Genomic DNA, 20,068 nt, shown 5'->3' with positions numbered 1-20,068 from the left:
GGGTTCGAGTCCCGTCGCACCCCTGGGGTGCGTAGCTCAAGCGGATAGAGCAGCTGACTTGTCGCCGTCGCCGACTCCTGACCTCGGGCGCCCTCGTCGTCCCTGAACCCTGTGCCTTCCCCGCACGCATGAATTCGGGGGAATTCACATGGCACGCTTCAACCTCCGCGCCACCAGGGCCCGCGCGACCTCCCCGGTCACCTCCGCGGCCCCCGCCCGCACACAGCAGGGCGGTGCCGGTGTCCTGCGCGAACCCCGCTCCGAACTCTTCCTTCTCGCGGTGGCCAATTTCGTCACGCAGAAGACCCTCTACGAGAGCGGCGAGGAGCGCGACGACCGCTTCGCCGCCCTCGTACGGAAGCTCGCCGTCCAGGACCCGGAGTGGACCGCAGGCCTGCTCGGCTGGCTGCGGAGCGAGGCCCACATGCGTACGGCCTCCCTCGTCGGCGCCGCCGAGTACGTCAGGGCGCGGCTCGAAGCGGGCGTCGAGACCGGCCCCACCAACCGGCAGGTCGTCGACTCCGTGCTGCTCCGCGCCGACGAGCCAGGCGAACTGCTCGGCTACTGGACCTCGACGTACGGCCGGAACATCCCGAAGCCCGTCAAGCGCGGCGTCGCCGACGCCGTACGACGGCTGTACTCCGCGAAGTCCCTGCTGAAGTACGACACGGAGTCCAAGGGCTACCGCTTCGGCGACGTCCTCAACCTGGTGCACGCGACGCCCCATCCCGAGAAGGCCTGGCAGGGCGAGCTGTTCCGGTACGCGCTCGACCGGCGCCACCACCCCGAGACCGCCGTGCCCCCGGAGGCCGGCGGCGTCCTCACCGCGCACCGGGCCCTGGTGGCGCTCCCGGTCGAGGAGCGGCGCGCCGTGGTCACCGGACCCGGCGGCGCGGAGCGGCTGGCCGAGGCCGGGATGACCTGGGAGGCACTGGCGGGCTGGCTGCAGGGGCCGATGGACGCGGCGGCCTGGGAGGCCGTCATCCCGTCCATGGGCACCATGGCGCTGCTCCGGAACCTGCGCAACTTCGACCAGGCAGGCGTCTCCGACGAGGTCGCGGCCCGGGTCGCGGCCCGGATCGCGGACCCGGCGGAGGTCACCTCCTCCCGGCAGTTCCCGTTCCGCTACCTCGCCGCGTACCGGCACGCGCCCTCGCTGCGCTGGGCGTACCCGCTGGAGCGGGCGCTCGGCCACTCGCTGGCCAACGTGCCCGCGCTGCCCGGTCGGACGCTGGTCCTCGTCGACCGTTCGGGTTCGATGTGGTCGAGGCTCTCCGACCGCTCCGAGCTCAACCGGGCCGACGCGGCGGCCGTGTTCGGCACGGCCGTGGCGATGCGGGCCGCCGAGGCGGACCTGGTGGAGTTCGGTACGACCAGCCGGCCGGTGACGTACCAGGCCGGTGAGTCCGTGCTCAAGGTGCTCGACCGCTTCGGCGACCTCGGCGGCACGAACACCACCGAGGCGGTGCGGGCGCACTACAAGGGGCACGACCGGGTCCTGATCGTCACCGACGAGCAGGCGGCGTACAGCCACCGGGGGGACCCGACCGCGCAGGTGCCGGACCACGTGCCCGTCTACACCTGGAACCTGGCGGGCCACCGGGTCGGCCACGCGCCTTCGGGGACCGGCCGGCGCCACACCTTCGCGGGACTGACCGACGCCGCGTTCCGGATGGTCCCGCTGCTGGAGGCCGGCGGGCGGGCCGACTGGCCCTGGCTGTGAGCCGTGAGCCGTGAGCTGTGACGAAGGGCCCGCCGGTCGGTGACCGGCGGGCCCTTCGTCGTACCGCTGGGCGTCAGAACGTCAGAGCGCCTGGGCGGCGGGCTTCACCATGCCCCGGACCGTGCGGGACTTCACGAAGTCGCCCAGGGCCGTCATCTCCCACTCGCCGGAGAACTGCTTGATGAGCTTGGCCATCATCACGCCGGTCTGCGGCTCCGCCGTCGTCAGGTCGAAGCGGACCAGCTCCTCGCCGGTCGCCGCGTCCATCAGCCGGCAGTAGGCCTTGGCGACCTCGGTGAACTTCTGGCCGGAGAAGGAGTTCACCGTGAAGACCAGGCCCGTGGCGTCCGCGGGGAGACGGCCGAGGTCCACGACGATGACCTCGTCGTCCCCGGCGCCCTCGCCCGTCAGGTTGTCGCCGGAGTGCTTGATCGAGCCGTTCAGGATGGAGAGCTTGCCGAAGTAGCAGCTGTCCAGGTGGTTGCGCTGGGGGCCGTACGCGATGACGGAGGCGTCGAGGTCGATGTCCTTGCCGCGGTACGCGGGCTCCCAGCCGAGGCCCATCTTGACCTGGGTGAGCAGCGGGCGGCCGCCCTTGACCAGGGAGACCGTCTGGTTCTTCTGGAGGCTGACCCGGCCCTTGTCCAGGTTGATCTTGCCCGTGGAGACCGGGGCGGCCGGGGGAGCGGCCGGCGGCGGAGGCGTCGGGGCGGCGATCCGCGGGTCGGCGGGGGCGGCCGGCGGGGGCGGCGCGACCGGGGGCGCCACGGGCGTGGCGGCGGCCGGCTCCTCGTCCACCGAGACACCGAAGTCGGTGGCGATGCCCGCGAGGCCGTTCGCGTACCCCTGGCCCACGGCGCGGGCCTTCCAGGCGCCGTTGCGGAGGTAGATCTCCACGACCACCAGCGCCGTCTCCGTGCCGAGCCGGGGCGGGGTGAAGGTGGCGAGGACGCTGCCGTCGTCCGCGTTCCGGACGGTCGCCGTGGGCTCGATGCCCTGGAAGGTCTGGCCCGCGGCGTCCGGGCTCGCGGTGACGACGATCTTCTCGATGCCCGGCGGCACCGCGCCGGTGTCCACGACGATCGCGTCCGGGGCCGTGCCGCCGCCGGAGCGGTAGGTCACACCGGGGCCGGCCGGCTGGTTGTAGAAGATGAAGTCGTCGTCGGAGCGCACCTTGCCGTTGGCGCCGAGCAGCAGGCCCGAGACGTCGAGCCGTACGGGAGCGGCGACGTCCACCGCCACGCGCGCGGCGGTGAGCGGGATGTTCGAGCCGGGGGTCATAGCGGTCATGCCAGGGGTAACGAGCGAGACGGCTTTGCCGTTCCCTTACCTGGAGTCCCTTCGGCCACTCCGGTTACGCGGGTGGTTCCGGGCCGCGCGCTCGTTGCCGAACTTGTAGGCGCCGGTCCAGCGGGCCATGACCAGCTGGTCGTCGCCCCCTCCCGCCTCCGCCAGGAACTTCTCGGCGCGTCCGCCGCGCAGGGTGCCCGCCGCACGCCCTTGATGGGTGATCACGACGGTGCCGTCCGCGCGCTGCGCGTAGCTGAATCCATGAGGTCGGGGCATGGCCGCCATGGTGCCGTGCGGGGGCGGCCGCCTCCCAGCGAATTTCGCGATGATCGTATTCTTGAGGCTCGTGGGTGGGAGCTCTTTCAGGACACGGGACGTGGACGAGGCGCGCGAGGAGATCGACGCGCGCTACTACGCCAACTTCATGGACGTCATCGAACGGCGGGAACGTCCCTTCGCCGCGACCTTCGACACCGTGCAGCTGGGGCCGCTGGTCATCGGCGACCTGTCCTGCGGGGCCGACGTCCGGATGCGCTTCGGCGAGCTCGGGGCCTTCCACGTCAACGCGCCGCTCGGCGGGACGATGGAGCTGCGCCAGGGCGGGGCGGCGCCGGTGGTCGCGACCGCCGGCGAGGGTGTGGTGCTGGACCCGTACGGTGACACGGTCCTGGAGCGCTGGAGCGGCGACTGCCGCACGCTCTCCGTGAAGATCGACGCGGCCGCGCTGGGTGAGCGGCTCGAACGGCTCATCGGCCGCCCGCCGCGCGGCCGGCTCGCCTTCGCTCCGTACCTGGACCTCACCGGCGGCCCCGGTCGCGCCTGGGCGCGCTTCGCCCTCCAGGTGGCGCGCGACGCGCTCGCAGGGGACGGCCTTGCACAGCACACGCTGGTCGCCCGTCCGCTCCAGGAGGCCCTGCTCAACGGGCTGTTGCTGGCGGCCGACCACCCGTGGCGGGACGAGCTGGCCCACCCGGGCGGGCAGCTGCGGCCGGTGTCCGTGAAGCGCGCGATGGACGCCGTACGGGCCCGGCCCGAGCACCCCTTCACCACGACGGAGCTGGCGGAGCTGGCCGGGGTGGGCGTGCGCAGGCTCCAGGAGTCGTTCCGGGAGTGCGTGGGCATGTCTCCGATGGCGTACGTCCGTGACGTCCGGCTCGAACGGGTCCACCAGGAGCTGCGCGGCGCGGGGCCGGGGGAGCTGAGCGTGAGCGAGGTGGCCTGGCGCTGGGGATTCACGCACCACGGGCGGTTCGCGGCGCAGTACCGCACGCGGTTCGGGGAGACGCCCTCCCAGACGCTGCGCTCGACGCGCTGAGCTCGCGCGCCCGTGGCCCGGCACCGAGCGGCGGACCGGCCGCGTTCCGCGGATGGCCGCCGCGCTGAGCGGATCGCGGGGCTGCCTGTCCCCGCCGTAGCGTTCCCTCTGTCGCCTGTGCCAGCGCGCAGCGCGACCCGGGCCCGGCCGGCGCCCCCGCATAAGTCCGGCCGGGCCTTGAGTCGTCCCCTTCGCTGCGGTCGGCGCGGTCAGTGCGGCCAGCGCGGCGGCTCCGTGCAGAAATGGCCGCCGAGCCGCGCGTCCGCGGGGTCGTCCGCCTTCGGCAGCCCCTGCGCGGCGATGATCCCTTCCGCGTACGGCTCCGAATCGTCCCGCGGCTCGTAGCCGAGCGCCCGCGCCGACGAAAGGTCCCACCACAGGCGGGTGTTGGCGGAGGAGCCGTAGACGACGGTGTGCCCCACGCCCTCGGCGGTGAGCGCCGCGTGCAGGAGCCGGGCGCAGTCGGCCGGGCTCAGCCACATCGAGAGCATCCGCACCGAGGTCGGCTCGGGGAAGCAGGAGCCGATCCGCACGGAGACGGTCTCCAGGCCGTGCTTGTCCCAGTAGTACTGGGCCAGGTCCTCGCCGAAGCACTTGGACAGGCCGTAGAAGGTGTCCGGGCGGTGCGGGGTGTCGACCGGGATCACCGGATCGTCGCCGCGCGGGCGCGGGGTGAAGCCGACGGCGTGGTTGCTTGAGGCGAAGACGATCCGGCCCACCCCCTCCGCGCGGGCGGCCTCGTAGACGTGGTGCAGGCCGGTGATGTTCGCGGCCACGATCTTCTCGAAGGTCGACTCCAGGGAGATCCCGGCGAGATGCACGATCGCGTCGACGCCCCGGACCGCCTCGCGCAGCGCCTCGCGGTCGGCGAGGTCGGCGACGACCGCGTCCGGCGCGCCCTCGACGGGCGCCCTGTCGAGCAGCCGGAGTTCGTAGCCGTACGCGGGCAGCAGCTCGCGCATCAGCGTGCCGACGCCGCCGGCGGCTCCGGTGAGCAGGACGGTGCGGGGTGTGGGCATCGGAAGTCTCCGTCCGTGGATCGCATTCACAACCGTGGACACGGTAGGGAGGGTGATCGTCGAGCGTCAAGAGCGCGCACAGACCGTCAAGACCACACAGGTGGGCCGGGTTTGCGCCTTGACCGGCGCTTCGCGGCTGCTCTAGCGTGAAGGTGTTCAAGAATATGGACGGCAATCATAATTGTGCACGACGCTGCACGACGGACTTCCCTGGGAGCGCCCGTGACCACAGCCCCGCTCGCCGAACGGCTCGACGGCCTGCTGTTCTTCCCCGTCACCGCCTTCGCCCCGGACGGCACCGTCGACCTCGACCTCTTCCGCGCCCATGTCCGCGGCGGCATCGAGGCGGGCGCCGCCGCGGTCTTCGCCTGCTGCGGAACGGGCGAGTTCCACGCCCTGACGCCCGAGGAGTTCCGCGACTGCGTCGCCGCCGCCGTCGAGGAGTCGGCAGGCCGCGTCCCGGTCGTCGCGGGCGCCGGGTACGGCACGGCGCTCGCGATCCGGTACGCGCGGCTCGCCGAGGAGGCGGGCGCGGACGGCCTCCTCGCCATGCCCCCGTACCTCGTTGTCGCCGACCAGCCGGGACTCCTGCGGCACTACACCGAACTGGCCGCCGCCACCTCGCTCGACCTCGTCGTCTACCAGCGCGACAACGCCGTCCTCACCCCCGAGACCGCCGTCGCCCTCGCCCGTGCCGAAGGCGTCATCGGCATCAAGGACGGCCTCGGCGACCTCGACCTGATGCAGCGGATCGTCAGCGCCGTCCGCGCCGAGGGCCTCGACCTGCTCTACTTCAACGGCCTGCCGACCGCCGAACTCACCGGACTCGCCTACCGGGGCATCGGCGTCACCCTCTACTCCTCCGCCGTCTTCTGCTTCGCCCCCGACATCGCCCTCGCCTTCCACCGCGCCCTCGCGACCGGCGACGACGCGACCGTCGAGCGGCTCATCGACGGCTTCTACCGGCCGCTGGTCGAACTGCGCGCCAAGGGTCGCGGCTACGCGGTCTCACTCGTCAAGGCGGCGGTCCGGATGGGCGGCCTGGACGTCGGCGAGGTCCGCCCGCCGCTCAGCGAACCCGCCCCCGAGCACCTGAAGGAACTCGCCACGATCATCGAGCGCGGCCGCGCGCTGCTCGGCGGCGACGCGCTTTCGGAGGGCGACGCGCTTTCGGGGGACGACGCGTGAGGGCCGGGGCCTTCGTCTATCCGTGGGACGTCGTCGGCGACCGGGCGGCGCCGGGACGTCTCGCCGGCCTCGGTCTCGCGAGCGTCACCCTCGCCTCGGCCTACCACTCCACGCGTGCGGTGACGCCCCGGCACCCCGCGCACCGGATCGTCACCGCCGAGCACGCGGCCGTGCTCTACCCGCCCGACCCGGCCCGCTGGTCGGGCCGGGCGCTGCGACCGTACGCCGCGGGCGAGTGGGCACCGGGCGACGCGTACGGCGAGGCGGCCCGGGCGCTCGCCGACGCGGGCCTGGAGGTCCACACCTGGGTCGTCCTCGCCCACAACTCCCGCCTGGGCGCGGAGCGTCCGGACACCTCGGTCGTCAACGCCTACGGCGACCGCTACCCCTGGGCGCCCTGCATCGCGCGGCCCGACGTCCGCGCCTACCTCGTGGACCTCGCGGCCGAGGCGGCGGTACGGCCCGGGGCGGCCGGCACGGAGCTGGAGTCCTGCGGCTGGTACGGCCTCGCCCACCTGCACGCCCACGACAAGACCGCCGGAGTCCCGCTCGGCGACCGCGAGCGGTACCTGATGTCCCTCTGCTTCTGCTCCGCCTGCCGACAGGGGTACGAGGCGGGGGGCGTCGACCCCGACACACTGGCGGCGGCCGTGCGCGGCGCGCTGGAGCCGGTCTGGGCGGGCACCGAGGCCGCGGGCGGGCTCGGCGCCCTGGAGGCGCCGGTGCTCGCCTGGCGCGCCGGGACCGCCCGTGCGCTCCAGGAGGCCGCCGTCGGCGCCGTCCGCGCGGCCGCCCCGGCCGGCTTCCGGGTGCTGCTCCACGCCGACCCCGAGCCGCACCGCTGCGGCGCCGACGTGGGGACCGACCCGGCGCACGTGCTCGCGCTCGCGGACGGGGTCGTCACCCCGGCGGCCTCCGTGGGCCCCTTCGGAGCGTGGGCCCGCCCCGGGACCGTCCTCGCGGCCAACGTCGGCGTGGTGGCGGGGATGGGCGGTTCGCCCGGCACGCTCGCGGAGGACGCCGAGCGGGCGGCGGCCGACGGCGCCACCGAACTGCGCCTGTACCACGCGGGGTTGGCCTCGGACGCCGACCTGGCCTCGGTCGCGGACGGCCTGCGGGCGCTGGGTCAGGGCTGAGGAAGGGTGCGCACGGCGGGGACGGGCCGCCGGGTCGCCAGGACGACCGCCCCCGCCAGGCCCGCCACCGCGAGCAGCGGGAGCAGCACCCGTACGTCGACGAGAGCGACCAGGGCCGCCCCCGCCGCCAGGGCGACCGCGTTCGGGACGAAGAGGAGCGTGTTGGCCGTCGCGGCCGTGCGGCCCACCGCGTCCGCCGGGGCCTCCCGCTGGACCGCCGTCATCGCCGAGACCAGGACGAGCGGCAGGCCCACCCCGATCAGACCGCTCGCCACCAGCGCCACGCCGTCGTGCGGGACGGCCCGGGCGCCCGCCGCCAGGGCGAAGAGGGCCAGCCCCGCGGCGGCCAGGGACCGTCCCCGCACCCGGCGCAGCAGCGGCCCCGCCGCGAGCCCCGCGACGACCGAACCCGCGCCCTGGACCGCGTACAGCACGCCCGTGTACGCGGGGGAGTGGCCGAGACCCCGGTCGACGACGGCGTAGATCGCGGCCCCGTTGACGCCCGCGAGCAGCATCGTGAACGAGCCGGTCAGCACCAGCGGGCGCAGCACCGGAGAGGCGCGGATCGTGCGCAGCCCCTCCCCGACGTCCCGCGCCCAGCGTCCCGGCGCAGGCCGGGCCGGCTTCTCCTCCCGTACCCGCATCAGCGCGAACACCCCGGCCGCGAGCGCGAACGTCGCCGCGTCCAGCAGTGCCACGGGCGCCCCGCCGTACCGCGCGAACAGACCGGCCGCGACCAGCGGGGCGACGAGCTTCACGCCCTCGTTGACCGTCGTCCGCAGCCCGTTGAAGTCCCCGAGCAGCCGCTTGTCGAGCACGCCGGCGGCCAGCGCGACCTCCGCCGCGTCGTGGACGGTGCCCTGGACGCCGTACAGCAGGAGCACCACGAACAGCAGCCACACCCGGTCCGCCGAGTCGACCCACAGCAGCGTCGGCAGCAGCGCCGCCATCGCCACGTTCGCCCCGACCATCAGGGGCCTGCGCCGTACCCGGTCGGCGACCGTGCCGAGCAGCGGGCCGACGAGGACGGGCGCCCACAGGGCGAACACGGTCAGCGCCGCCAGGCTGTCCGAACCCGTCAGGGACTTGACCCAGATCCCCGATGCCAGCCACATCGCCGTCGAGCCGAAGCCCGACACCAGTACCCCGGTCAGATACAGACCCGCTGTTCCTCTCATGGCGGCAGCCTGTCGTCTGAGGTGGCCGGTGCGGATCGGGCGGATGCCCTAGGAGGGTGTCTCTCCGGGCGCGGAGACCTGGTCCGTAACACGCGGGACATCTGAACGGGACCGCCGCTGGGCACAATCCAGCCAGCCGTCCCGAGGAGAGCCATGTTCGACACCAGAACCAACCCCGTCGACCGCTACTTCGCGATCAGCGAGAGAGGGTCGACGCTGGGCCGGGAGATACGAGGCGGCTTCGCCACGTTCTTCACGATGGCCTACATTCTCGTTCTCAACCCGATCATCCTGGGCAGCGCCGAAGACAAGTTCGGCCACACGCTCAGTGGCGCCCAACTGGCCACCGTCACCGCCCTGGTGGCGGCCGTCATGACCGTCATCATGGGCGTCGGCGGCAACCTCCCGCTCGCCGTCGCCGCCGGGCTCGGCCTGAACGCCGTCGTCGCCTTCCAGCTCGCACCCCTCATGAGCTGGCCGGACGCGATGGGGCTCGTCGTCCTCGAAGGCCTCCTGATCTGCGCCCTCGTGGTCACCGGGCTCCGCGAGGCCGTGATGCACGCCGTCCCGCAGGCCCTCAAGCAGGCCATCAGCGTCGGCATCGGCCTCTTCATCGCCTTCATCGGCTTCGTCGACGCCGGCTTCGTGACCCGGATCCCCGGTGAGACCGGCGCCGTGCCCGTCCAGCTCGGCGCGGGCGGCCACCTCTCCGGCTGGCCCGTCCTCGTCTTCTGCCTCGGCGTCCTGCTCACCGTCGCGCTCATGGCCCGGAAGGTGAAGGGCGCGATCCTCGTCTCCATCGTCGCCATGACCGTCGTCGCGATCGTCATCGACAAGATCGCCGACATTCCGGCGGCCGCCTGGGGCCTGACCGTCCCCGCCGTACCCGAAGACATCGTCACCGCACCCGACTTCGGCCTCGTCGGCGCGTTCAGCCTCTTCGGCGCCTTCGAGCAGATCGGGCTCGTCACCCTCGTCCTGCTCGTCTTCACCCTGCTCCTCAGCGACTTCTTCGACACCATGGGCACGGTCGTGGGCGTCTCCAGCGAGGCCGGGCTCCTCGACGAGAACGGCAAGGTCCCGCACCTCGGCCGGATCCTGCTCATCGACGGCGCCGCGGCCGCCGCGGGCGGGGCGGCCTCCGCCTCTTCCCACACCTCCTACATCGAGTCGGCGGCCGGCGTCGGCGAGGGCGCCCGCACCGGCTTCGCCTCGGTCGTCACCGGCGGCCTCTTCGCCCTGGCCCTCTTCCTCACCCCACTGGCCACCGTCGTACCCGCCCAGGCCGCCGCGCCCGCCCTGGTCGCCGTCGGCTTCCTGCTGATGGCCCAGGTGAGGCACATCGACTGGGCGAGCTACGAGATCGCCATCCCGGCCTTCCTGACGATCGCGGTCATGCCGTTCACGTACTCGATCACCAACGGGATCGGCGCGGGCTTCCTCGCCTATGTCGTGATCAAGGCCGTCCTCGGCAAGGCGCGCGAGGTGCACGGGCTGCTGTGGGCGGCGGCCGCGCTGTTCGCGGTCTACTTCGCGATCGACCCGATCGAGCAACTGCTCGGCGTCAAGTAGCCCTGCCGGGCCCGGAGACGGCGAGCAGCGCGGCGCGGGTGGCGTCGCGCAGTTCGTCGTCGTCCGGGACCGAGCGCCAGGTACCGTGCGGCACCGGTCGCTCGTCGGCGTCGAGATACCTCCGCAGGAGAGGAACGGCCTCGACGGCGGGCGGCCCGATCTCGCCGAGCAGCCTGATCGTCTCGGTGACCGCGCGGGTGGCCTTCCCGCCCTGCCCGGCGAAGGGCTCGATCGCCCCGACCAGAACGGGGACGACCTCGTGCGTCTCTCCGGTGATCCGCCACAGCGCCGCGCCGACGCGCAGCGGCAGCCAGCTCGTCCTGTGCCGGGTGAGGAGTTCGCGCAGCCGGGGGACGTACGACGCTGCCGCGGGCCCCAGTTCCCCGAGCAGCGTCACGGTGTCCTGCCGGCCGTACGGCTCGTCGAGCGTCGGCAGCAGGTGGGCGAGGGCCGGCTCCCGGTCGCCGGTGAGCCGTCCGTACGCGCGCGCCAGCGCGGGCCCTTCGAACGACCGGCCCTCGGAGGGGGGCGGGACCAGGGCCCGCAGCCGCTCGCGGGGCAGGGCCTCCGCCGCGGCGGGGCCGATCGCGGCGAGTGCGTCCAGGGCCCACACGGCGCAGTCGGTGCCCAGAAGGCGCGTCAGTTCGGGGACGGCGGGTGCCGCCGCGGGGCCCCAGCGCTCCAGGAGCCGGCAGAGCGCGCGGCGCTCGCCGAGGGCCTGGGCGGCAGCGAGCCGGGACCGCAGGGGCGGCAGCAGGACCTCGGCGTGGGCGGCGAGAGGGCCCGCGGTCTCGACCAGGCTCAGCCCGTACGTCCACCAGCCGTCGGCGTGCGTCTCGTGGTCCGCGAAACCCAGCCGCTCCCCTGCGAGACGCTCCACGAGCGGGGGTACGCACCGGGCGTCCCCGAGCCGGGACAGCGCCCAGACGGCGTGGTCCTGGGCGGGCAGGTGGGTCTCGCCCCCGTCCGTGACCATGACCGCGAGTGCGTCGGCCCAGGGGCGTGCGGCGTGACCGCACATGCCGAGGACGCGAGCGGCGAAGAGGCGGTGGTCGGGCTCGGGGGCGGACAGCAGACGGGCGACGGCAGGCAGCAGCGCGGGTACGGCGGAGCGCCGCCGGCTCATGGCTTCGGCCGCCGCTTTGAGCGCACCGGTGCGCACGGCCGCGTCCGGATGGGCCAGCAGTCTCCGGACGGCGGCGATCTGCTCCGCGGGGTCGGCGCCGAGCAGGCGGACCGTACGCGCCACCGTGAACTCGACACGTGCCGCGTCAGGCTGCCAGCAGGCCGGATCGCTGCCCAGCAGCACCTCGGACAGGGTCCGCGCGTACGCGGCGTCCGCCGCTCCTTCCAGGGCGGTGTGCAGAGCCTGCACGGCGGCCAGCCGGGCGGCCGGCTCGCCGCCGTCCGCAAGACCGCGCAGCCAGTCGAGGGACGCATGCCGCAGCTCGTCGGCGTAGGGCGTCAACGAGCCGACGGAGTCGACGAGTTGGTGCCGCGTGCCCGGGTCCGTCTCGACGGCCCACCGGGCCGGCAGCGCCGCGAGCACCTCGTCGGCCCGGTGCCGGGCCTCCGCGAGGGCGTCCGCCACGGCCCGGCGGATCGCCGCCTCCGGTGCTTCGAGCCGGGTGAGGAGTTCCGTCACCGCCAGGTCCCAGGCGGCGTGCCAGGCCGGGTCGACGAAACGGGCCGCTGCGGTGTTCCCCGAGTGGGCCAGGCACCCGACCAGCTCGACGAGTTCCTGACGGACCGCCGGTGCCACGGCCGGGTCGGCCGCGGCCCGGAGCACGTACGGCAGTGCGGGTGCCGCCGCGGTCGTCACGCAGCCGCCCTGGTGGTGGACGTGGGTCAGCAGGTCGTCACAGGCCCGGGCGGCCTTCTCCGGTCGGTACAGGTCCCGCAGCATCAGGGGCACGTCCTCGGCCGACCCGTAGGCGTGCCGGAGCGGGGCCCAGTCGATGGCGTCGAGGCCCGCGAGCGCGTCGCCGTTCACGCCGCCGCACCCTGCCGGGCCCGGTTCTCGTAGCGGAGCGCGGCCCCCGTCGCCAGTGCGCCGACGCCCTCCCAGAGACCCACGCCGAGGAAGCCGGCCGGTGCCCGGCCCGAGACGACCGCCAGGGTGAAGACGGCGCAGGTCAGCAGCCGGAACGGGACCGTCCAGCGGAAGAAGGCCTTCCAGTCCGCGAACGCCGCCAGGATGTAGTACACGCCCATATTGAGCGCCGCCATCGAGGAGGCGGTGAGAAAGACAAGGGTGTGGTCCCCCTCCGCGCGCCCGCCGCCGGGTATGGGCTCGAAGCCCATGGCGGTGAGCATGGTGTCCGGGGACACCAGGCCCACCACCCCCATCGACGAGGCCAGCAGCCCGAAGACCGCCATGGTCCATCCGGACAGGGAACGGGGCAGGCGCACGGCGGTCCTCCGCTTTCTCGCAAGTGTGTGCCCCGCGAGGCTACTTCAGCGCCGCCTTCATCATCTTCTGGGCCACCGGGGCCGCCAGGCCGTTGCCGCTGACCTCCGAGCGCGCCGCGCCCGAGTCCTCGATCAGCACCGCCACCGCGACCTCCTTGCCGGTGTCCGCGTCCTTGGCGTACGAGGTGAACCAGGCGTACGGCGTCTTGCTGTTGTTCTCGCCGTGCTGGGCCGTACCGGTCTTGCCGCCGACCTCGGCCCCGGAGATCGCCGCGTTCGAGCCCGTGCCCTTCTCGACCACCGTCACCATCGCGCTGCGCAGCTGCTCCGCCGTCGAGGACGAGACGATCCGCTTCGTGTCCCCGTCCTCGAAGGTCTCGAGCGCGTCCCCGTCGGAGTCCACGACCTGCGAGACCATGTGCGGCGCCGCCATGAGGCCGTCGTTGGCGAGGGCGGCGGACACCATGGCGATCTGGAGCGGGGTCGCCGTCACATCGAACTGGCCGATGCCGGTCAGCGCCGTCTGCGCCTTGTCCATGCCGGACGGATACACGCTCGGGTAGGCGCGCACGGGCACGTCCAGCTCCTTGTCGTTGAAGCCGAACTTCTCCGCCATCGCCTTCACCTTGTCCTGGCCGAGGTCGACCGCGATCTTGGCGAAGACGTTGTTGCAGGAGTACTGCAGCGCCGTGCGGATCGTGGCGTTCTCGCAGGGCGCGGAGGGGTTCTCGTTCTCCAGGTAGCGGGTGGAGCCCGGGAGCTTGTACGGGTTCGGGCTCTTCGTCGCCGTGTCGACGGAACCGTAGAGCCCGTCCTCCAGCGCCGCCGCCGCGACGACCAGCTTGAAGGTCGAACCGGGCGGCAGCGGCTGCCGCAGCGCGCGGTTGACCAGCGGCTTGTCCTTGTCCTCGGTCAGCTGCTTCCAGGTGGACCCGTCGGTGAGGCCGGCGATCGCGGACGGGTCGTACGAGGGGGTGGACACCATCCCGAGGATCCGGCCGGTCTTCGGGTCGATGGCGACGGCAGCGCCCTTCTTGTTGCCCAGCGCCTGGTACGCGGCCTTCTGCACGGCCGGGTCGATCGTCGTGATCACGTCACCGGGCTCCTGCTGCTTGCCGGTGAGGGCGTCGAGCGGGTTCTTCAGCCGGGTGTCGGTGCCGTCCAGGACATCGGAGTAGATGCCCTCCAGCTGCGTGGCGCCGTAGGCCTGTGAGCTGTAGCCGGTGACGGCCGCGTAGAGCTCGCCGTCGGTGTGGTCGCGCTTGTACGCGAGATCACCACCCTCCGTCCTCTTCGAGCCCGTGACCGGAGAACCGGCCACGACGATGTTCCCGAGCGGCTGCGCGTACTGCGCGATCACGTTCCGCCGGTTCTTCTTGTCGTCCGCGAGGGCCTTGCCTTCGTACGCCTGCACCCAGGTCGCCCGGCCCAGCAGGGCGAGCACCAGGAGCAGCGAGAAGACCGAGGCGCGCCTGATCGTCTTGTTCATCCCATATGCGGGACGAGCGGAGGGAGGCATTCCGTTCCGACTGTGTCCGGTTTCTCAGGAAACGTTCATGCGGGGTGGGGGAGGACGTGATCCACGCCACCCCGCCGCCTCAGCGCGTGCCGACGAAGCCCGACTCGTACGCCAGGATCACCGCCTGGGTGCGGTCCCGCGCGCCGGTCTTCGCCAGTACCGCCGCCACATGGGTCTTCACGGTCGCGGGACCCACGCCGATGCGCCCGGCGATCTCCGCGTTGGTCAGCCCCGTCGCCACCAGCCGCAGCACCTCCGCCTCCCGCTCCGTCAGCCGGGCCACCCAGGGCGGCGCCGCCGGCGGCCTGCGGCGGGCGTGCTCGGCGGCCAGGCTCCGCACCGCCGCCGGGTAGAGCAGCGAGTCGCTGCGGGCGACCAGCCGGACCGCGTCGACCAGCTCCTCCGCGCCGGCCCGCTTGAGCAGGAAGCCGGCCGCGCCCACCCGGAGCGCGTCGTAGACGTAGGCGTCGTTCTCGAAGGTGGTCACGACCACGATCCGCGGCGGTTCCGCCGCCGGCGCCGCTGCCCCCGCCTGCGCCGCTGTCCCCGCCGCCGTGTCCGCCGTCGGCGCCGCTGTCCCCGCTGTCCCGGCTGCCCGCGCCGCCTCCGCCAGGATCTGCTCGGTCGCCCGGATCCCGTCGATCTCCGGCATCCGCACATCCATCAGGACCACGTCGGGCCGCGTCTCGCGCACGACCGAGACGGCCTCGGCCCCGGTCGACGCCTCGCCGACCACCTCGAGATCCGGCTCCGCGTCCAGGATCACCCGCAGGGCGGTCCGCACCATCCGCTCGTCGTCCGCGAGCACCACCCGGATCACCGGCCACCGCCCGCCCGCGCCGGGCCGAGCGGCAGCCGCACCGTGAGGCGCCAGACCGCGTCCAGCGGGCCCGCCTCGGACGTGCCGCCGAGCAGGCGGGCGCGTTCGCCGACACCGCGCAGGCCCCGGCCGCCGCCCGGGCGGGTCACCGGGGCGCGGTCGGGCAGGGGGTTCTCCATCGTGATCTCCAACTCGTCGTCGTCCAGGGCGATCCGTGCCGTCACGCGCGCCCCGCCCGCGTGCCGGGCCGCGTTCGTCAGCCCCTCCTGCACGATCCGGTACGCCTCCCTCGACACCGCGTCCGGCACCCGGTCCAGGGGGCCGGTCACCGTCAGCTCCACGTGCCGGCCCGCGCCCCGGGCCAGCGCGTCCAGCGCGTCGAGCCGGGGCGCGGGCAGCTCGCCGTCGTCCTCGCCGTCGCGCAACAGGCCGAGGACCGAGTCGAGTTCGCCGACCGTGCGCCGGGTCGTCTCCTCGATCGCCGCCAACGCCTCCCGTACGAACTCCACGTCGGTGTCCAGGACCCGGCGCGCCGCGCTCGCCTGGAGCGTCACCGCGCTCAGCGCGTGGCCGACGGAGTCGTGCAGTTCGCGGGCGAGCCGGTTGCGCACGGCCAGCTCGGCGGCGCGCCGCTCGGCCGCCGCGAGGCGGTCCGCCGGACCCGGGCCGAGCAGCCGGGGCGCCTGGCGCGCGAGCAGGGCCCCCGAGGCGGCCGCGGCGGCGGTGAGCGCGAGCAGCATCAGCAGTCCGGCGGGCAGCCCGGCCCACTGGAGCCACGGCCGGTGCAGGCCCCAGTGCGCGGCCCCCGCCGACTCCTGGAGCGACGGGGAGAACGGCAGGGCCATCACCGTGACCGCGAACGGCGGCAGGGCCAGCGTCGCCCCGCTGATCAGCGCGCCGACGCCGAGGTGGAGCGTGAACCAGCCGGCCGTGCGCGCCTTCGCGCTCCGTCCGCGGGCGGGTCCGTCCGCGAGCCGGTCGCCCGCGAGCGGGTCGTCCGCGATTCCGCAGAGCGCCCGTACGGCCGCCACCGACATCGGCCGGGTCAGCGGGAAGAGCGCCGTGACCGCGGCGAGCGGCAGGCCGACCGCGTACGCCCCGAACTGCGCGGAGAGACTCGCCCCGAACAGCGAGCCGCCGTCCTCGGCGACCAACCCCATGACCACGGTGCCGACCAGCCAGTACGGCATGAACAGGGCGCCGCCCAGGATCAGATGGACCCAGCGGAGCCGGGCACGCCGGCCCAGGAGCGGTATCAGCGGCCCCTTGCCGCGCCCTCTCACGCGCCCGCGCTCCGACGGCGCAGGAAGAGGGCAAGGCAGCCGGCCAGCAGGAACCCCGTGATCATTTCGCCAGCGTAGGTCAGCTGCGCCAGTCCGGTGAACGTCTTGTCGGGATCGGTGTCCGGCATGAACGTCACCAGCGTCATGTACGCGCCCCAGCACCCCACTGCGCCCGAACCGACCCAGGCCAGGGCCAGAACGGTGCGGACCGACCACGACCCGGCCCGCTGGAGGACGAGGAGCAGCACGGCGACCACGGCGACGGCGACGAAGGCCGCGCGCATCCACTCCAGGACGTAGAAGTCGTCCGTGCGCCGGGCGATCTGGGCCGGAGAGAGGCCGTGCGTCGAGCCGAGGGCCCACATCAGACGGACGGCGGCGGGGGCCACGGCGAGCAGCGAGGCGACGACGGCCGTGACACGGGTGCCGGTGCCGCAGAGCCGGGCGGGCAGATCGCCCAGAGTGCCGCGCCACAGGTGCGACCAGCGGTCCCTCACGTAGAGGACGAAGAGAGTGCCGAGCGCGAGTCCCTGGACGATGAAGCCGCCGTAGACGACCCCGAACACCCAGTCGTCGAGGAAGGGTTCGCCGCCGGCGACGGGCTCCGGCGGTCCGGCGAAGAGGGAGACGGCGAGCTGTGCGGGGAAGCCGATCATGATCGGGGCGAGCAGGCCGGTCGCCGCCCACAGCGGGAACGCGAGCAGCCAGGCACGCACTCTGAGGCCCCAGGGCCGGGTGAGCAGCAGGGCGAGAACGGCCACCACGGCGTCCATCACCACGGAGACCGAGTTGGCGACGATGAGCAGGGTCCGGTGCTCCAGGAGCACGCTCCCGGCCGGGATGCCGATCTCACTGCCCGCCACCCAGGCGATCTTCAGTGAGATGTACGGGAGGCACGCGACACCGGCGAGGGCGCGGAGGATCCGGCGGGCGGTGTCCGGACGGCGGGTCGGCTTCGGGGCGGGGAGGTGGGGAGCGGTCTGCGTCATGGCTCCACGCTCCCGCCCGGCCCCCTCCCCGCACGTCCTGCCCGCAGACGAACCGCCTCCGCCGTGCGGGGGAGAGGCCCTCCTCCCGCCGAGTCGGGCCCGGTCGGAGGCCCGGCCGCCCGGCGGTGCCTCAGAGGCGGCGCGTCGCCAGGGTCAGGCGGTCGCGCGCGTCGAAGAGGGTGTCCTTGATCATCTGCTCATGGCCCGGGGTCAGCCGGGCCACCGGCACCGAGCAGCTGATCGCGTCGCGCGCCGGGGTGCGGTAGGGGATCGCGATGCCGAAGCAGCGCAGCCCGAGGGTGTTCTCCTCGCGGTCCACCGCGTAGCCCTGCTCGCGGATGAGGTGCAGCTCCTCGATGAGCTTCTCGCGGTCGGTGATCGTGTGCTCGGTGAGCGCCGGCAGCGTCTCCGGGAGCATCTTGCGGACCTGCTCGTCGCTGTGGGTGGCGAGCAGGGCCTTGCCCAGGGACGTCGAGTGGGCCGGAAGCCGGCGTCCGACACGGGTGAACGGCCGCAGGTAGTGCTGGGACTGACGGGTCGCCAGATAGACCACGTTGGTGCCGTCGAGCCGCGCGAGGTGGATGGTCTCCGTCGTGTCGTCGGAGAGGCGGTCGAGGGTGGGCCGGGCGGCGGCCACCACCTCGTCGCCGTCGATGTACGAGGTGCCGACCAGCAGGGCCCGGACCCCGATGCCGTACCGCGTGCCCGTCGCGTCCGTCTCCACCCAGCCCAGCTCGACCAGCGTGCGCAGCAGCATGTACAGGCTGGACTTGGGGTATCCGACGGCCTCCTGGACGGCGGCCAGGGAGTGCATTCCGGGGCGCCCCGCGAAATACTCGAGCAACTCCACCGTGCGCACCGCGGACTTGACCTGGGCCCCACCCGTGTCTGCTGTCGACATCGCCCTCACCCCTCTTCCTGGTGCCTCTTGTGGAGTCGGCACACCCGTCAATAGAGTCCAGATTCATCTACTGGAACCCTGTTCAGAATACCGAACGGGGTGTCGCGTGAAGAGGGGCAGGGCCGTGACAGCTGAACCAGTGTGGAGTGTGGACCCCCGGACGGGGAAGCCGCGGGAACAGGTTGCGGTGGAGGCCACGGACGGGGACGTGGACCGGACCGTCACCGCCGCGTCCGCCGCCCGCGAGGCCCTCGCCGACCGCGCGGTACGGGCCGCCCTGCTCCGCACCGCCGCCGACCTCCTGGACGAGGCCCGGCCGGAGGTCGTCGAGACCGCCGACGCCGAGACGGCGCTCGGCCCCGTCCGTCTGACCGGCGAACTCGCGCGCACCACCGCCCAGTTGCGGGCCTTCGCGGACGTCGTCGACGAGGGCTCCTTCCTCGACGTACGGATCGACCTGCCCGACCCCACGGCCACCCCGCCCCGGCCCGACCTGCGCCGGTGGAAGATCCCGCTCGGCGTCGTCGCCGTCTACGCCGCCAGCAACTTCCCGCTCGCCTTCTCCGTCCCTGGCGGCGACACCGCCAGTGCCCTCGCCGCGGGCTGCCCGGTCGTCGTCAAGGCCCACCCCGACCACCCCGCCACCTCGGAACTCTGCGCGTCCCTGCTCCGCCGGGCCGCCGCCAAGGTCGGGCTGCCCGAGGACGTCGTCGGCCTGCTCCACGGCTTCGACGCGGGCGTCGCGCTGGTCCGGCACCCGCTGGTCGCGGCGGCCGGTTTCACCGGCTCGGTCCGGGGCGGCCGGGCGCTCTTCGACGCGGCCGCCGCCCGGCCCGTGCCCATCCCCTTCCACGGCGAGCTGGGCTCCCTCAACCCGGTCGTGATCACCGAGGCCGCCGCCGAGGAGCGGGCCGCGGAGATCGGGACCGGACTCGCCGCCTCCGTGACCCTGGGCCAGGGACAGTTCTGCACCAAGCCCGGCTTCGTCCTGGCGCCGGCCGGCGAGGCGGGCGACCGCTTCGTGGCCGCACTCACGGACGCCATCGGCGCGGCCGAGCCCGGGGTGATGCTCGACCGGCGGATCCGCGGCACCTTCCTCACCGGGACCTACGAGCTCGCCTCCTCCGAGGGGGTCACCGCGCCCGTCCACCCCGGACCGGCCAGCCAGTCCACCGTCCAGGCGGGCTTCGTGACCTTCGACGCCGGACTCCTGCTCGACCGCCACCGCGAGGGTTACCACGAGGCGTTCGTGAGCGAGTACTTCGGCCCCGTGACCCTGGTCGTCCGCTACGCCTCCCGGGCCGAGGTCACCGCGGTCCTCGGCCTGCTCCCCGGCAACCTCACGGCCACCCTCCAGATGGCCGAGGAGGACCCGGAGGCCGCCTCCCTGCTCGCCGAGCTGACCCCGCTGGCGGGCCGCGTGCTCGTCAACGGCTGGCCTACGGGCGTCGCCGTCTCGGCGGCCCAGCACCACGGCGGGCCCTACCCGGCCACCACCTCCACCTCCACGTCGGTCGGCGCCACCGCGATCGAGCGCTGGCTGCGCCCGGTCACGTACCAGTCGACCCCGCAGCACCTGCTGCCGCCGGAGCTGCGCGACGGCAACCCGCTGGGACTCCCGCGCCGCTGAGGCCGGGGCGCGCGGGCGGGCGTGGGGCGCCGGGCACCGGGGGCGGCGGGGGCGGCGGAGTACGTGGGGCGCCAGGCACCGCGAGCGCCAGGC

General features: G+C 73.7%; 17 protein-coding genes. 6 read left to right on the top strand and 11 right to left on the bottom strand.

Annotated elements, in window-relative coordinates:
* The first annotated feature begins 148 nt into the window (after positions 1-148).
* On the top strand, positions 149-1,723 hold the full coding sequence (locus AB0E14_RS21145; RefSeq protein ID WP_362420023.1) for a TROVE domain-containing protein: 1,575 nt from the start codon (positions 149-151) through the stop codon (positions 1,721-1,723).
* A gap of 81 nt (positions 1,724-1,804) precedes the next feature.
* On the opposite strand, the gene AB0E14_RS21140 is transcribed toward AB0E14_RS21145, so the two are convergent.
* Entirely contained in the window at positions 1,805-3,013 is a 1,209-nt protein-coding gene (locus AB0E14_RS21140) for a TerD family protein (protein ID WP_362420020.1), read from the bottom strand.
* 36 nt (positions 3,014-3,049) lie between these two features.
* A complete protein-coding gene (locus AB0E14_RS21135; RefSeq protein ID WP_362420017.1) occupies positions 3,050-3,289 on the bottom strand; it encodes a hypothetical protein in 240 nt (79 codons plus the stop codon).
* Positions 3,290-3,389: 100 nt separating this feature from the next.
* On the opposite strand from AB0E14_RS21135, the gene AB0E14_RS21130 reads away from it, so the two are divergent.
* A complete protein-coding gene (locus AB0E14_RS21130) occupies positions 3,390-4,328 on the top strand; it encodes an AraC family transcriptional regulator (RefSeq protein WP_362420014.1) in 939 nt (312 codons plus the stop codon).
* A gap of 209 nt (positions 4,329-4,537) precedes the next feature.
* Here AB0E14_RS21130 and AB0E14_RS21125 read toward each other — a convergent pair whose 3' ends face one another.
* On the bottom strand, positions 4,538-5,347 hold the full coding sequence (locus tag AB0E14_RS21125; protein ID WP_362420011.1) for an NAD(P)-dependent oxidoreductase: 810 nt from the start codon (positions 5,345-5,347) through the stop codon (positions 4,538-4,540).
* Between the two features lie 222 nt (positions 5,348-5,569).
* Here AB0E14_RS21125 and AB0E14_RS21120 point away from each other — a divergent pair, with 222 nt between their 5' ends.
* A complete protein-coding gene (locus AB0E14_RS21120; RefSeq protein WP_362420008.1) occupies positions 5,570-6,535 on the top strand; it encodes a 5-dehydro-4-deoxyglucarate dehydratase in 966 nt (321 codons plus the stop codon).
* The gene (locus tag AB0E14_RS21115; RefSeq protein WP_362420005.1) at positions 6,532-7,671 is read left to right on the top strand and encodes a hypothetical protein; all 1,140 of its coding nucleotides are present in this window, start codon (positions 6,532-6,534) and stop codon (positions 7,669-7,671) included. The genes AB0E14_RS21120 and AB0E14_RS21115 overlap by 4 nt, the downstream gene beginning before the upstream one ends.
* Here AB0E14_RS21115 and AB0E14_RS21110 read toward each other — a convergent pair.
* Positions 7,662-8,849, bottom strand: a complete 1,188-nt coding sequence (locus tag AB0E14_RS21110) for an MFS transporter (protein ID WP_362420002.1) — start codon at positions 8,847-8,849, stop codon at positions 7,662-7,664. The two genes, AB0E14_RS21115 and AB0E14_RS21110, sit on opposite strands and share 10 nt — an antisense overlap.
* Positions 8,850-9,002: 153 nt before the next feature.
* Here AB0E14_RS21110 and AB0E14_RS21105 point away from each other — a divergent pair, with 153 nt between their 5' ends.
* Positions 9,003-10,421 carry an NCS2 family permease gene (locus AB0E14_RS21105; protein ID WP_362419999.1) on the top strand — a complete coding sequence of 473 codons (1,419 nt, stop codon included), beginning with the start codon at positions 9,003-9,005 and terminating at the stop codon, positions 10,419-10,421.
* Here AB0E14_RS21105 and AB0E14_RS21100 read toward each other — a convergent pair.
* The 7 genes from AB0E14_RS21100 to AB0E14_RS21070 form a co-directional block, all read right to left on the bottom strand.
* Positions 10,414-12,414 carry a hypothetical protein gene (locus AB0E14_RS21100; protein ID WP_362419996.1) on the bottom strand — a complete coding sequence of 667 codons (2,001 nt, stop codon included), beginning with the start codon at positions 12,412-12,414 and terminating at the stop codon, positions 10,414-10,416. The two genes, AB0E14_RS21105 and AB0E14_RS21100, sit on opposite strands and share 8 nt — an antisense overlap.
* Positions 12,411-12,800, bottom strand: a complete 390-nt coding sequence (locus tag AB0E14_RS21095; protein ID WP_362420197.1) for a hypothetical protein — start codon at positions 12,798-12,800, stop codon at positions 12,411-12,413. Before AB0E14_RS21095 ends, AB0E14_RS21100 begins: the two co-directional genes overlap by 4 nt.
* A 73-nt stretch (positions 12,801-12,873) precedes the next feature.
* The gene (locus tag AB0E14_RS21090) at positions 12,874-14,322 is read right to left on the bottom strand and encodes a penicillin-binding transpeptidase domain-containing protein (protein ID WP_362419993.1); all 1,449 of its coding nucleotides are present in this window, start codon (positions 14,320-14,322) and stop codon (positions 12,874-12,876) included.
* A 109-nt stretch (positions 14,323-14,431) separates the two neighbouring features.
* On the bottom strand, positions 14,432-15,139 hold the full coding sequence (locus AB0E14_RS21085; protein WP_362420193.1) for a response regulator transcription factor: 708 nt from the start codon (positions 15,137-15,139) through the stop codon (positions 14,432-14,434).
* Positions 15,140-15,168: 29 nt separating this feature from the next.
* Positions 15,169-16,455, bottom strand: a complete 1,287-nt coding sequence (locus AB0E14_RS21080; RefSeq protein ID WP_362419990.1) for a histidine kinase — start codon at positions 16,453-16,455, stop codon at positions 15,169-15,171.
* Positions 16,452-17,444 carry a hypothetical protein gene (locus AB0E14_RS21075; protein ID WP_362419987.1) on the bottom strand — a complete coding sequence of 331 codons (993 nt, stop codon included), beginning with the start codon at positions 17,442-17,444 and terminating at the stop codon, positions 16,452-16,454. Before AB0E14_RS21075 ends, AB0E14_RS21080 begins: the two co-directional genes overlap by 4 nt.
* 130 nt (positions 17,445-17,574) lie before the next feature.
* Positions 17,575-18,345, bottom strand: a complete 771-nt coding sequence (locus tag AB0E14_RS21070) for an IclR family transcriptional regulator (RefSeq protein WP_362419984.1) — start codon at positions 18,343-18,345, stop codon at positions 17,575-17,577.
* A 124-nt stretch (positions 18,346-18,469) separates the two neighbouring features.
* On the opposite strand from AB0E14_RS21070, the gene AB0E14_RS21065 reads away from it, so the two are divergent.
* On the top strand, positions 18,470-19,975 hold the full coding sequence (locus tag AB0E14_RS21065; RefSeq protein ID WP_362419981.1) for an aldehyde dehydrogenase (NADP(+)): 1,506 nt from the start codon (positions 18,470-18,472) through the stop codon (positions 19,973-19,975).
* Positions 19,976-20,068: the final 93 nt, after the last annotated feature.

Source organism: Streptomyces sp. NPDC047981, from assembly GCF_040653315.1.
In the GTDB taxonomy this organism is placed as follows: Bacteria; Actinomycetota; Actinomycetes; order Streptomycetales; family Streptomycetaceae; genus Streptomyces.
The sequence above is the reverse complement of the archived record's forward strand: the minus strand, read 5'-3'. Positions and strand labels throughout refer to the sequence as shown.

What these genes read in the sequence shown, in the direction of transcription:
- AB0E14_RS21145 (WP_362420023.1), top strand. Translation starts at nt 149, where the DNA reads ATGGCACGCTTCAACCTCCGCGCCACCAGGGCCCGCGCGACCTCCCCG.
- AB0E14_RS21140 (WP_362420020.1), bottom strand. Translation starts at nt 3,013, where the DNA reads ATGACCGCTATGACCCCCGGCTCGAACATCCCGCTCACCGCCGCGCGC.
- AB0E14_RS21135 (WP_362420017.1), bottom strand. Translation starts at nt 3,289, where the DNA reads ATGCCCCGACCTCATGGATTCAGCTACGCGCAGCGCGCGGACGGCACC.
- AB0E14_RS21125 (WP_362420011.1), bottom strand. Translation starts at nt 5,347, where the DNA reads ATGCCCACACCCCGCACCGTCCTGCTCACCGGAGCCGCCGGCGGCGTC.
- AB0E14_RS21110 (WP_362420002.1), bottom strand. Translation starts at nt 8,849, where the DNA reads ATGAGAGGAACAGCGGGTCTGTATCTGACCGGGGTACTGGTGTCGGGC.
- AB0E14_RS21105 (WP_362419999.1), top strand. Translation starts at nt 9,003, where the DNA reads ATGTTCGACACCAGAACCAACCCCGTCGACCGCTACTTCGCGATCAGC.
- AB0E14_RS21095 (WP_362420197.1), bottom strand. Translation starts at nt 12,800, where the DNA reads ATGGCGGTCTTCGGGCTGCTGGCCTCGTCGATGGGGGTGGTGGGCCTG.
- AB0E14_RS21090 (WP_362419993.1), bottom strand. Translation starts at nt 14,322, where the DNA reads ATGAACAAGACGATCAGGCGCGCCTCGGTCTTCTCGCTGCTCCTGGTG.
- AB0E14_RS21085 (WP_362420193.1), bottom strand. Translation starts at nt 15,139, where the DNA reads ATGGTGCGGACCGCCCTGCGGGTGATCCTGGACGCGGAGCCGGATCTC.
- AB0E14_RS21075 (WP_362419987.1), bottom strand. Translation starts at nt 17,444, where the DNA reads ATGACGCAGACCGCTCCCCACCTCCCCGCCCCGAAGCCGACCCGCCGT.
- AB0E14_RS21070 (WP_362419984.1), bottom strand. Translation starts at nt 18,345, where the DNA reads ATGTCGACAGCAGACACGGGTGGGGCCCAGGTCAAGTCCGCGGTGCGC.